The 12,199-nt window shown below is 55.9% G+C and carries 11 protein-coding genes and 1 pseudogene; 2 read left to right on the top strand and 10 right to left on the bottom strand.

What is annotated here, in order from left to right; all coding sequences use genetic code 11:
* Positions 1 to 2: 2 nt before the first annotated feature.
* The 7 genes from cmr4 to CSQ95_RS30370 all read right to left on the bottom strand — a co-directional run bounded on the left by cmr4 (position 3) and on the right by CSQ95_RS30370 (position 7,909).
* Positions 3 to 866, bottom strand: coding sequence for a type III-B CRISPR module RAMP protein Cmr4 (gene cmr4, locus CSQ95_RS27355; protein WP_099411779.1), 864 nt, complete (start codon positions 864 to 866; stop codon positions 3 to 5).
* 34 nt (positions 867 to 900) lie between these two features.
* Positions 901 to 2,013, bottom strand: coding sequence for a type III-B CRISPR module-associated Cmr3 family protein (locus CSQ95_RS27350; protein ID WP_099411778.1), 1,113 nt, complete (start codon positions 2,011 to 2,013; stop codon positions 901 to 903).
* Positions 2,010 to 3,977, bottom strand: a complete 1,968-nt coding sequence (gene cas10 / locus CSQ95_RS27345) for a type III-B CRISPR-associated protein Cas10/Cmr2 (RefSeq protein ID WP_099411777.1) — start codon at positions 3,975 to 3,977, stop codon at positions 2,010 to 2,012. The genes CSQ95_RS27350 and cas10 overlap by 4 nt, the downstream gene beginning before the upstream one ends.
* On the bottom strand, positions 3,970 to 5,124 hold the full coding sequence (cmr1, locus tag CSQ95_RS27340) for a type III-B CRISPR module RAMP protein Cmr1 (protein WP_180279186.1): 1,155 nt from the start codon (positions 5,122 to 5,124) through the stop codon (positions 3,970 to 3,972). The genes cas10 and cmr1 overlap by 8 nt, the downstream gene beginning before the upstream one ends.
* Positions 5,125 to 5,356: 232 nt before the next feature.
* A complete protein-coding gene (gene csm6, locus CSQ95_RS27335) occupies positions 5,357 to 6,445 on the bottom strand; it encodes a CRISPR-associated ring nuclease Csm6 (RefSeq protein WP_099411775.1) in 1,089 nt (362 codons plus the stop codon).
* Between the two features lie 186 nt (positions 6,446 to 6,631).
* Entirely contained in the window at positions 6,632 to 7,468 is an 837-nt protein-coding gene (locus tag CSQ95_RS27330) for a radical SAM protein (RefSeq protein ID WP_099411774.1), read from the bottom strand.
* Between the two features lie 216 nt (positions 7,469 to 7,684).
* The gene (locus tag CSQ95_RS30370; RefSeq protein WP_180279185.1) at positions 7,685 to 7,909 is read right to left on the bottom strand and encodes a CRISPR-associated endonuclease Cas2; all 225 of its coding nucleotides are present in this window, start codon (positions 7,907 to 7,909) and stop codon (positions 7,685 to 7,687) included.
* A 348-nt stretch (positions 7,910 to 8,257) separates the two neighbouring features.
* On the opposite strand from CSQ95_RS30370, the pseudogene CSQ95_RS27320 reads away from it, so the two are divergent.
* Positions 8,258 to 8,434: pseudogene (locus tag CSQ95_RS27320) on the top strand (IS5/IS1182 family transposase); the annotation flags it as partial.
* 399 nt (positions 8,435 to 8,833) lie between these two features.
* On the opposite strand, the gene CSQ95_RS27315 reads toward CSQ95_RS27320, so the two are convergent.
* The 3 genes from CSQ95_RS27315 to CSQ95_RS29460 all read right to left on the bottom strand — a co-directional run bounded on the left by CSQ95_RS27315 (position 8,834) and on the right by CSQ95_RS29460 (position 11,796).
* A complete protein-coding gene (locus tag CSQ95_RS27315) occupies positions 8,834 to 10,075 on the bottom strand; it encodes an RNA-guided endonuclease TnpB family protein (protein WP_099411772.1) in 1,242 nt (413 codons plus the stop codon).
* 122 nt (positions 10,076 to 10,197) lie between these two features.
* Complete coding sequence (locus tag CSQ95_RS27310; RefSeq protein ID WP_099411771.1) at positions 10,198 to 11,196, bottom strand: S49 family peptidase; 999 nt, start codon at positions 11,194 to 11,196, stop codon at positions 10,198 to 10,200.
* 30 nt (positions 11,197 to 11,226) lie between these two features.
* Entirely contained in the window at positions 11,227 to 11,796 is a 570-nt protein-coding gene (locus tag CSQ95_RS29460) for a hypothetical protein (RefSeq protein ID WP_143450105.1), read from the bottom strand.
* Positions 11,797 to 11,869: 73 nt separating this feature from the next.
* Between CSQ95_RS29460 and CSQ95_RS29455 the strand changes: the two genes are divergently transcribed.
* Positions 11,870 to 12,199, top strand: a complete 330-nt coding sequence (locus CSQ95_RS29455; RefSeq protein ID WP_143450104.1) for a hypothetical protein — start codon at positions 11,870 to 11,872, stop codon at positions 12,197 to 12,199.

The raw sequence follows: 12,199 nt of genomic DNA, 5'->3' as shown, positions 1-12,199 counted from the left end.
GGTCAAGCCTCCCGTGCCGGGCTGACGCGGCACCAGCCCATGCCGACGGTTTCATTGCCGCCCAGTTGCAGGTAGGGCGCATGTTGCGGAAACAATTGCAGGGTATGCTCCAGAATCTGTTCGGCAAAAATTGTGCCGCTACGCTTGCGTGAGGCACTGGCAGCAAGAGTGATGTACATCACGGTTTCTGGCGGCAGTGTTTCCTCATACCACAAGGCACCGGATTTCACGGTCTTGTTGCGGTTGTCGATGGCAATGTGCGGATTGACCGGGGTGGCGTATTGCGCCAGATGGGCGAACAGGTCGTCGTGCACCACGACCACTTGCTGTCGCAGTTTTTGCGCAAAGTCGGCTTCCGATGGAACGAAAAGGGCCAGCCAATCTACCAGTGCCGACAAATCCGCTTGTTTAGCCTGGAACTGGAATTCCTCCAGATACAGGGTGGCGCTGACTCCCGCCTGCAAGGCTTCATTGTCCTCGAATGTGGGCAAGGAAAAATCGGCCACGGACTGCCCCATCCGTCTGGCATCGGCGGCTGCACGCTGGATCAGAGCCGGACAGGTGACCCATTTGAAATGGCTGGTCAGGCTGCGTACCGGCAACAGCAGCAAACGCGCATCGCCCACCGGCAGCGCACCAGCATGGTCGCTGGCATGCTGGGTATCCGGGCCGAACACGTCTTCCAGTGTTTCCAGCCGGGTTTGTTCGGCTTTGGCACGCAAGGCCCCTTTGACGGCGGACCCGAAAATGCACGGCCAGCCAGTGTGGGCTTCACGCATGATAGGCAGGTCGATCACGCCGGTGGAGGTGCCGGCACCCGCATGAATAGAGGTCTCGGCGTACAGACCCAGAAGTTGGAATTTCATCGCGATTTACTTTCTAAAAGAGTGTGTGCCGGGCTTACCAGTAGCCAACTGCCAGTTCGCCACGCCCATATTCGGTTTCCTGTCCGATCTGCAGTCCGTGCAGCGCCGCTTGTGCCTGTTGCAGATCTCCATCAATCACTTGGCAGAAGTAGCAACTGCCGACCGGGGCATAACTGGCCAGCGGTCGCGGTGCGCGCTGCACCATGTCCCAGCCACCTTCACGGACCGGCTTGCCGACCACACTGCTGATCAAACGCAGCCTGACGCCAGCGAGATCGCCATGCCAGACCAGCGCGCCGGCCTGCGCCTGCGGCACAAAACCGTCTGGCAACCAGCCCCGCTCGAACAGGGCGGGCGTCAGCAGCATCAGCAACAGACCTTGCGCCTTGGCGGGACTGGCGACGACGGGCAGCACCGATGCCGGACCGCGTTGCCATGCGGCCAGACGGCCTTCCGCTCCCAGCCTGGCCATGCCGGATTCTGGCACATTGGTGGCGTCCAGTCCCGCGACACCCACCCCCATCTGCAGTCCGGCGGTATGAAGCGGACGAATATGCCGGGTCTGGTACAACAGGCCGTCGCCGGTGACGCGCCTGTTGTTGTCACGGGCGATACCCAACCTCTCTTCCTGGACATACAAGTCGATAGCCAGGCGGATTTCACTCGGGGCGATGGCCAGCCCGGACAGGAAGCTGCGCAAGCCGGCCTCGGTGATCAGCGCCTGCTCCAACGGCTTGGCACCCTGCAAACCCGGATCGGCTTTGACCGGCAGGTACACATGCCCGAGATCGCAGTGGGTCGCCTTGCCGTCGGGACGCAAACGGGTTTGCCCGCAGGCGCTTTGCAAACAGGCCAGTGGCGCCGGAAACAGGCGTTCGCCATGGCTGAGCAGATAGGGTCCGCTAAAGCGAAGCGGCCCCAGCGTATCGGAGCGACCCATGATAGCGTGCAGCGGGTGATCACCCGAGGCGTATTCACGCCAGTCCACGCCCAAGGCCTCGCCAATACTGGTGCGTACCGCGCCGATCAGGGTGCGGGCCGGTGGCGGAAAGACGCTGGCAAGCTGGCTGCCGCCCACCGATTCCATCGGACGCGATTCCTTGAAGAACAGCGTATCGAGCGCCGAAAAAGACCATTGTTGTTTCATTGCATGACTCCTTTTTGCGCCAGAAAGCGCACCAGCAGCGCTCCATCGGCCTGGAGCAAGTCACTCTTTTTCCATCGCGCCGGGTTGCTCTGCTCTTTATCGCGCGTCACGGCACGGCATTGCACCAATAGCGGCGTGATAGCGTGTTCGGCCTGCTCGATGGTGAGCGTGCGGTTATCGGCACTATTCTTAAAATCCACCGCCAGCAGGCAGCGGGCCTGTGCCTCATCGAGTACCGGCATGTCGTAGCTGCCGTCGGGTTTCCTGCGCGGATTAAGCAGATCGAAACGCGCACCGATCTTGTGGAAAAATTGGCTGCTGAACGCCGTGCCATACAGGGCGTTCTGCGCTCGGAAGCTGCGTGCCAGTTGCTCGATGACGGGTTGCCCATTCTCCAGCGCGATGGCCCAAGGTTGCGCCCATTGCAAAGCCATGCCGCCGGGCTTCCACACCCGCACCGCCAGCGCATCGCGTCCGGCGCCGTCCTTGGCCACCTCGTTGAGCAGAGCATGCGCGTCGCCCAGGATCTTACCCAACGGCATCTTGACGTGGGCGTACTGGATCGCAGCGGAAATGCTGGTCTTGATCGCAGGATAAGGCATGAAGCAGTCCAGGTAGGTCTTGCGCACCGCTGCGGCGCATGCCATGGCGTCTTCCAGCGGCAGCAGCGCCAATACATCGTCGCCGCCGGCATAGATCAGGAAGCCGTTATGGTGTTCCACCACCTGCGGCACCGTGGCGGTAAAGCCATTCAATGCCGTCGAAATGGGACTCTGATTGGCGACATCACTCATGTGTACGCCCAGCGAGTCGCCATCCATGAGCAGCACGGCATAGAACGGTGACAAGGGCTCGTCAAAGTCGGCATGGTCCCGCTTGAATTTCTGGACCGCCTGTTTCAGCTGCGCCACATGTTCGGGCGCATAGCCATTCGCTTTGGCATTATCCTGCGCATGTTCAAAGAACAGATTGGCATCGAGTGCCAGCAACTTGCGACGGACGTCGTCATCGGATACGCCCGCGCTGGCCTCCACCAGACATCGGATACAGGTTTCCCGTTCGTCCTGGTTGGGGTTGACGGCGCTGGCCACAGCCAGTATCGCCTGCAACTCGTCGCTGTCGCCAACCTGGACCAGCTTTTCCAGCCAGTGCACCGCCGCCATGTAGCTGACCGACGGGATGCCGGCGACCAGCTCCCAGCCACTGACTCGCAGGCCGCTATCCAAGGTGGCATTGAAACTCCCGAAGTGGCGCACGAAGCGGCGTTTCACATAGGCCAGCGCGCACAGATGCTCCTGCTCGGCCAAGTCGGTCCGCATGCCGCGCACGCCATTGGCGCGCAATGCCTGCCAGAACTGTTTCAACACCGTCGGCTGCCTGTTGATTTCCAGGCCAGGACGGATTGCGCCCGACAACTCCTGCCAGCCATCCATCACCATGCACTTCACGCCGGCTTCCGCTTGCGGATAATGCGAGCGCCAGTTTTTGCGCTGATCGAGCACGGTGCTGGCCAGCTGATCCGAGGCAATCGCCCAACTGACTTCCCAGAAACTGAGGTGCTGGCGCAGCCAGATTGCGCGCGTGTCCGCAGTGGCCACCTCTGCCAGCTTGTCCTCGTTCCAGACATGCTCGGCCAGTGCCAGCCAAGCAGCGCGAATGGTAGCGGCCACCTCTGCGCCATCAAATTCTCTAGGCACCTTGGCGCTGAATGCCTTGAAACGGTTCGGAATCCCCCCCTGACGCGGTGCCTCGCCCGACCTTTTGCTGCCGTCGATCCAGGCCAGATAATCATCGGCCGGGATGGGGAAGGCAATCTCGCCGCCCTGACGTTTGACTTCGTTCATGGCGACGCCGGACAACCAGGACAGCAAGAAAGAGCCGGCCCAAAAGTCACGGGTGCGCCGCGCCTGCGCTACAAATCCTTGCACCGGGCCCAGCGTGAAATGAAAATAATCGTTAGCCATGGAGGGTTTCCCGCTGAGTAAAACGGTTCAGGTAGTTCTTGAGCACCGTCCAATCGACCATCGCATCGACATTGGAAGTCTTCCGTGCCTTGATCCGGATCTGTGCGCCTGACGGCAAAAACAGTGCCGGCATCAGACAATGGACGGCGATATATTCATCATTGCCCAGTGCATGCACATGCAGCAGCAGGGGACTGGCACGACGGCTATCCGCACCATTAGGGGCGTAATTGACATCAGCCTTACCATTGCTACTGGAGAAGAAATAATTGTGCGGCAGGCCGAATACCGCGCGGGCTGGGGCGCTCTGGATGCTCTCGCCATTGGTGGCGGCGTAGATCAGGTCGTGATCCGGTTTGAAATTTCGCTCGGCCTGCCTGCCCTGGACTTTGCCATCCTTGCCATAACTGCGATAAAGCTGCTGCTCCGCGCCCACGCTGGTTAGCAAGCTCAACGGGGCTTTATCCGTTGCGGAAATGTCGATCCTGGTCTGCGTCGAGAACGCCGTAAAGGGGGGCAAGGTATTTTTCACCTCCGTCAGCATGGACGTAATTGCCGCTTTATATTGGTCCCTCGTGCGTGGCACGATGCGTTCATCAGCCTGCCATTGGCTCAGTGACACCGAGCCCATGCCGTGGCGGGCACGGCTGCCAAGTGCCCCCAATAGGCCGAACAGGTACAGCGCATCGAGCACACTCTTCTGGTCGGCGATATCGCAGCGCGTACGGAACAGCATACGTACCGTGAATTCTCCCCCGCTCAAAGCATTGCGCAGGGTGTGGTTGCCTCCCTTGAAACTGCCCAATCCCATCCCCAGCAGGTACAACTGTTCCCCGGCCATATCTTTAAACGGCTGCTCGGTGCGTTCAATTTTCTGCTGCGACAAGCTCAACAGGAACACGCCCTGTCCACCGGCATTATCGCTGGCAGCCAAGCCGAAAAGCTTCGCCTCTTCATCATGCAGGGTACGCAGCGCTGCCACTTCGTTCCCCATCGCTTTGGCAAAGCGGGGCCAATTCAGGGCGCGCCACCAGAAGCGCAAGGCACCCTTGACACTGGCCGGGCGGATATCTAACGCCTTTTGATCCGCGCCACCGATAAACATCGGCGTCGTAATGCGAAAAGTCGCCATACAGGTATTGTTCATGTGTAGCCCGATATGTAGTAACTGAAAGCCTGTGCAATACCTCCGGCATGTTGTGATCTTGCTTGCCGTAAGGCGTCGGGCAGGAGCGGATGCGGCAGAATTGCTGGCAACCCTCGACGGTGTGGACACAGGCTGATATTTCTGTTTCACTTTGGACATGCGGCCGGCCAGTTCGGTCCGTTGTCGGTGAAAGGCGCCGAGGGATCGTAAATAACGGGCAACAAAGCCGAGCTTAGTTGATGACGATATTTTCAATATTGATTCGGCAATTATCGTCAATGCTGGTGATCGCATACTGCTCGGAGCCGAGCAATCCCAGTGCTTCATTCAGCGCTTTCTTGATGCCGGATTTCCTGTCGCGCAGAAAACCTTTCATTTTTTCTTCGTCGCCATACATGGCCTTGGTGTCTTCTTCAGCATCTTCATTCTTGATGTGATCGTGGCCAAACTCCTTGATCGACAAAAATTCTGCTTCACTGATCCTGAAAATATTGACCGGGCCGGTACTGAGCATTTTTTTTGCCACGAACAGATAAAAAGAGAAATTGATCTTGCTCATCTCTACCTCGATTCCATGACATTTCAAGGTGTGTGCCTTCGTATCAAATTCGATCAAGGGCTCATTCATTGAGCGGTTCATGACGTCAATCAGCTTGGCAAAGGTAGCCGGACTTTTCTGCATCGCCTTTGGAAGCTTTCCGCGCAGATGCAGGATGGGAATCTCGGCCAGACTGATCACGGCATTGGCGGTATCGAGCGGCTTGTTGCTACGATCATGAATAATGGTCGATTTTTTCGGCTTGAAATAAAAGTCATTGTTGTTTTCAAAACCGTCATTGACCAGCACATGGGACAAGCGGTCTTGCGGCCGGCCATACAGTGACATGGAATAGCCCAGTAAAAAGCCCATGCTCTTGCGACCACCGGCAATCGAGGCATGGATTGCCGTATTCTTATCTTGCGTCAACTCCCATACCTTGGCCGCGATGGCATCGGCCACCACAGCACTGTCCTCCAAATCCCTGATGTCATTGATGGCGTCGCCATTGCGTGTAAAGGCATGCAGGCAACTTGCATCAAATTTGATCACATGCCCCTGCGGCAGATACTCGCGGCAGAATTTGCCGAACATATCACGCGACTCGTGCAGCAACTCTTGACGCGCCCATTCACAACCTTCACGAGTGCTCAACAGATGGATCTCGTCCGGAATCCAAGGACCGCCCTCGCGCATCACCAGCGCGTACAGCGTTTCAGTCACGATCTGAGGTGACATGCCGGAAACAGCCAACAATATTTTTCGTGTAGTGAAAGAGGTCATGTTTATTCTATTATTAACAAAAAAATTATATATCAAAAGTAATGTTGCCTGCAGTCTATTTATAGCACTGCTTTATTAGGGAAAAGCCGCCCATTTCAGATCCGAATTTTCCGCATTTTTTGCAGCGATAAACAGCAAATAGGTAGATTAATATGGGCACAAACACTGCTGTTTTTGACAAAATTGTCAACTCCCCTCCGTCAAAGTGCACGAACTAGGCAACAAAGCCGTGCGAACCATCTTGATGGAAAAGGCTTCAGGACAGCCGATAATCACGCCGTTCAGTGCACGGCGGATACCGTCGGCACCGATAAACAGCGTGTCGTAATCGTTGTGGTGCGCGCCGCAACGCTTGGTGAACAGACGATGCAGGCCGTCATCGTGCAGCCAGCTGCCATCGACCTGCGCGTGATAACCTTGCGCGCTCCAGTCCATGTCGTCCAGCGACACATGGCCATTCTGGCCAAACATCTCAATGATTTTGCAGTCGATGCCAACCTGGCGCGCGTGGCTGATAAAGGTGGCGGTTTCTTGCGCGCATTTGAGCGGATGGTTGGTACGCAATTGCAGCGGGAAACTCTGGGCTTGTCGGATGCTGGTCAATACCTGTGCCAGCTCAATGCCCATGCTGGCTTGCTGCTCTGCCGCGTCGAAGGAGTCAACATGCACTTTCAGCTCGTCAAGGTACCGCAGTGCGGCGGCGAGCAGAGTCGGGTGACCGGCATGGGAGTCCATCGACACATGGGCGCCGCTGGCCCGACACAGGCGGGCAATATCGCCGAGTTGTTTGTGCAGCGTAGGTTCGCCACCACTAAGGACGATTTCTTCCGGCTGACAGGCGTTTGCATGCAGGGTGTGCAGTACCTGGCGGATGGTGTCGAGTGACAACAGATTTCCGGCCTGGCTTTGTCCTTCGTTATGGCAGTAGCCACACGTTGCCGTGCATTTGCTGGTCAGGAGGAAGCGAATCTTTAAGCCCATGATCTTGCCTTTTTCGTTACTGATGACGCCATGGTAGGGCACGGATCCGCCGGGCGGAATTTGACAATATTGTTGCGCTCATGGGGGAAAGACTTGGTCGGGCGGCGCGCCACGGGACGGCGATGAATCCCATTCATGCTTGAAGATAAGGCCGGGTGGTATCTTCTGGCGTCAACTTTTTTTCTTCTCCGCAATTGCGTTGCAAACAGGTTTGTCATCGCCGGCGAAGTGGCATCACTGCAATGGGCCGGCGGGCATTCAGTCCGGGCCGGTCACAAGCCAGATGCCTTCTGGCGTAAGGGCGTGGCCAGCATTGAGCAGCCGCTGCGCCTGGATGATGGCATAGAGACGGACATCGTCGCGCTCTGGATCAATGCACTGCTTCAGCCCGTCAATCCAATGTGCCAATGCGACATTCGTACCCTCGAACAGATAAACACTGCGCTGCAAGGCGCGTGCATATTGCTGCCTATGGCGTTGCACGCGTTGCAGGCAGCGGCTATTGGTGATGTCAAGGCTGGTCGTCCGCGATACAGAGCCTGCTCAAGGAAATTAGTGGATAATATCTCTTCTTCGTGAGAAAAAAGGCTTGAAGCAATGAAGCTGCCCTGCAATGAAATTATCAACACTATGATTATCACGGGATATTTCGAGCGGAGGGTCCGGACCAACCCCGATACTTGAAGGGGATTAAGACTGCCATTCGTGGATGTTGATCTCAGTGTCGTAGTCCGGACCAACCCCGATACTTGAAGGGGATTAAGAGGCGTTGTTGCATGGATGCCAGACCCATCAGGTAGAGTGCGGGATTCTGACAAGCCGTACCGGCCCATGCCCAACAAAAACAACCACAAACGCCGTCACCACATACCGAAAATGAAATTCAAGGTGACGAAATGGGCGTAGTACGACGCCGGTCTTCGGCGGCGCGGCAGCCTGACTTTGCGGGTGACGGACGAGGCAATGGTCAGCTGGCAGGCGGCGCCCCGGCACTTGCTCGCTGCAGGAGCGTGTGCCATCTAAGAGTAGCGGATCAAGAGGGGTTCTGTCGCATTGTTGATGAAACGGCGGAATTTTTCCGGCATGGTACATCGCCTATCAAACAGGACTGACCTTGCCCGCCAGGGTGAATCGCCACGAATTCACTAGACGCTCGCAAGTCGTTTGAAATGCGGCTTTTTGTAGGATCGCGAGCAGCTTGTTGTTGAAGCGGTGGCGCACGCGCCGTTCTGCCCCTCCTATCCCTGTTGACATCCTCCCCGCCTAAAGGACGGAGATTTCTACGCGCCGCGCGATGAGTTGCGAAGCGCTTCGGCGGGTTCCTGCTTCTTCGAGCGGCCTGACTGCGCCATCTCTCCGCAGTCTAACAAGCGGTGCCCCCGCTCCAGGATTTGACATCCTCCCTGCCTAAAGGACAGAGATTTCTACAGCGCGGCGCGATGAGTTGCGACACGCTTCGGCGGGTTCCTGCTTCTTCGAGCGGCCTGACTGCGCCATCTCTCCACAGGCTAGCAAGCGGTGCCCCCGCTCAAGCACATTTATCGCGCCAACTGTATCGGCGTGATTTGTGTAACCGCAATTGACGCACTGGAAATTTGCCTGCGTCTGCCGATTGTCTTCCGACACGTGGCCGCAAGCTGGGCATGTCTGGCTAGTGTGGTGCGGCGGCACTGCCAGGAGCATACCGCCGTTCCACGCCATCTTGTAGTCTAGCTGCCGCCTAAACTCGCCCCATCCCTGATCGAGAATGGCGCGGTTCAGCCCCGACTTTTGACTGACCCTCTTGCCCGGCTGTTCGACAGTGCCTTTGGCGGACCTGGACATTTTCCCTACCTGCAAATCCTCAATGCAGACGAGCACGTGGTTTTGGGTTATTGCTGCGGTAGTTTTGTGGAGGAAGTCTTTACGGGCATTGACGATGCGGGTGTGAATTTTCTGGACGCGCGCTTTCGCCTTCCTCCAATTACTGCTGAATTTGACCTTACGGCCCATACGGCGCTGGTAGCGCGCCAGGCGCTGCTGGTGTTTCTTGAAGCTGTTGAGCGGCGCGATGAAGCTGCCGTCGCTCAGGGTGGCAAAGCGGGCGATCCCAACGTCAATGCCGATCGCCGTCGCTGCTTTAGGCAAGGGAAGTTCGACCTCGCGACGGGTCAGAATCGACGCGAACCACTTGCCGCATGATTTGCTAATGGTGACTTTGCGCAACTCGCCGAAGACCTCGCGGCTGTTGCGGTAGCGTATCCAGCCCAGCTTGGGTAAAAAGACACGGTCATTACCTTTATCGAGTTTGAACTCCTTCGAGCTCGCGTAGCGGAAGGCATCACCCGTACCCTTGCGTTTGAACTTGGGAAAACCGGCACGCTTCTCAAAGAAGTTTTTAAATGCCCTATCGAGGTCTATTAAAGCTTGCTGCGAGCTGCTGCACGGCGTGTCCGACAGCCAAGGGGTTTCGGAACTGTTGCGCCATGCTGTCAGATATTTCGCCATGGCCACATAGCTGATGAATTTGTTGCCGGCTGCGTGATTTTCTTTTTGCAGAGCCAAGGCTTTGTTGTAGACGAACCGGCAAGAACCGGCGAAGCGGCGCATGGCGCGCTCCTGTTCGCCGGTTGGTCTCAACTCGAACCTATAGGCTTGATATCTTTCCATGATTCTTCAAGCTTACTCGTGTGAAGGCACTATCGGCCACAAGAAAGCTAGCCAATTTGCGCCGTATTTTTGCTTGACATGGATTGCATACCGTACTGAATTGCACCTCCGCTCTCCCTCCTCTACCTGAGCTGAAACCTCTGCCTCGCGATGATGTCGTCGAGCGAAGAAATGAGCGAGGTTGAGATCAGGGCACCCATTTGGCCAAATCCGCCAGGGTGTGGTCCAAAGTTGAATGCAGTCCCCTCCTTTTGAGCATCCACGAAGTCATCCACCGTGCCGATGGCATCGATCAGGCCGATTTCCTTTGCCTCTAACCCGCTCCAGATTTCCCCGCTGGCGTAGTTAACGTCGTGCCTCAGGGCGCGGCCGCGCCGTTCCTCAAGTTCGCGCAAAAATGTCCGCCCTACCCTGTCCACCAAATCCTGCGCCTTGGCTTGCGCGTCCTGGCTAGGTGGTGTGAACGGATTCAAGAATGCCTTCAGGTGACCGGATGCATATACCTGCTGCGAGATTTCCATCCGATCCAGCGCACGCGACAGTTGCCATGGCGCGATGATGGCGCCGATCGATCCCACCAGACTGTATTTCCCTGCGATGATCTTGTCGGCGTGCAAGGCAATCATGTAGGCAGCCGATGCGCCGACGTTGCTGATCGCCGCCACTACCGGTTTCGGGTGCTTTTTCCTGAAAGAGTGAATCGCGTTTCCGATACGCTCGGCCTCGACCGGCGCCCCGCCGGGACTGTCTATCGCCAGAACTATCTGCGTAACGTTGCTGGACTCAAACGCCCGCTTCAGGGCCGGCACAATCTTGTCTGCGGACGCAAGTGAGGTTGCAGCGATCTCGCCTTCGATGTGCACAATGCCTATGACCGGGCTGAAGGGACCTATTTTAAACTGCAACATTTGCATGAAAAAGTACAGACCGAACAAGAGTGGCATGAGAACGAGCAACGACTTCAGCGTCAAGGTGAGGCGGCGAGCAAATTTTCGATCCCGTTCAAGCGCCAGGCGTTCTTCCCTGAATCCCGCGCGTTGTTCGCGCATCTCGGCCAACATAAGTAGTGCGAGATTGCCGGCCTGCAGTTCAGCTTGACTCTTATCGTCTTTATTTTCCATGGCGTTTCCTTGGGGGCTAGGCGCGATAAGTTAGCGACAACTGCCCCCCCAACCCAGTACGACAGTTTCCCAGGTTATCTTGTCACCACACGTTTTTTTTTCTTCTTCTCTCCGGTTGGGCTGTGCACTGTGCATAGGCGCGCCTTCCTCGATCATGGCCTCCGTCGGTTTTGTTTTTTCCATTTCGGCTAATGCGGCGGTGGCTTCTTTGAGCTTTGAGATTGGGCAGCGCATAACAAAAGCCTGAGGATATTCTTGCGTGCTCGCTGCTTCTCGCGTGACATTGGAAACACTACATAACTGAGCAGTAACTACCCGAAAATATTGATCGTCGAAAGCGATGCCATCCTCAGAATGGAGCAGCAAGAGCTGGCCATTCTTACAATGACTTGTTATAAACCGAAGAGCTAGCCGAGCGTAAATAACGTTCTCGTCTCGCGTGCGTGCTTCGACGAAAGTTCGTTGGGACAATCTATACGTCGTCATCGTCGACAAATCGCAGACTGAGTCGTCTGTGGGCTTTTGTGCGAGTGCAACCGCTTGCACCGATGAAACCGTAAATGCGAAAATTAGAGTAATAGTTATATGCAATAATTTCATAATGGGAATCCCCCTCCCTTGATAATTTCTTTGTTTTTGCTAATATATATAAACACATATTTTCGAGGTCATCGTGAAAGAAATGAAACAAATGTTTCTTTGTGGACTTGCCGGTGCAATAATCGGAGTTTTGTTGAGCTTTGGCGAACCTTTAGTGTTAATTGCTGTGGTTGCAGTTATGGGATTTGTTACGCTCTTATTTTTATATTGGATAATTTTTTTGATTGCATTTATTCATGAAAAAATCCCCAAAGAGGCTCACTTTAATTCGTCGCATTTAGTCATTGATGCGAATGAATATGAATGTAGTGGAACTAAATACTTTAGCAATCCAGCCTATCGATTAGACGAAAATGGAGATCCTGCCTTAGACCCCCAATGCCTCATGCGAGAATCGCAATAA

Source organism: Janthinobacterium sp. BJB304 (assembly GCF_002735765.1).
Taxonomy (GTDB): domain Bacteria; phylum Pseudomonadota; class Gammaproteobacteria; order Burkholderiales; family Burkholderiaceae_D; genus Janthinobacterium.
The sequence above is the reverse complement of the archived record's forward strand: the minus strand, read 5'-3'. Positions and strand labels throughout refer to the sequence as shown.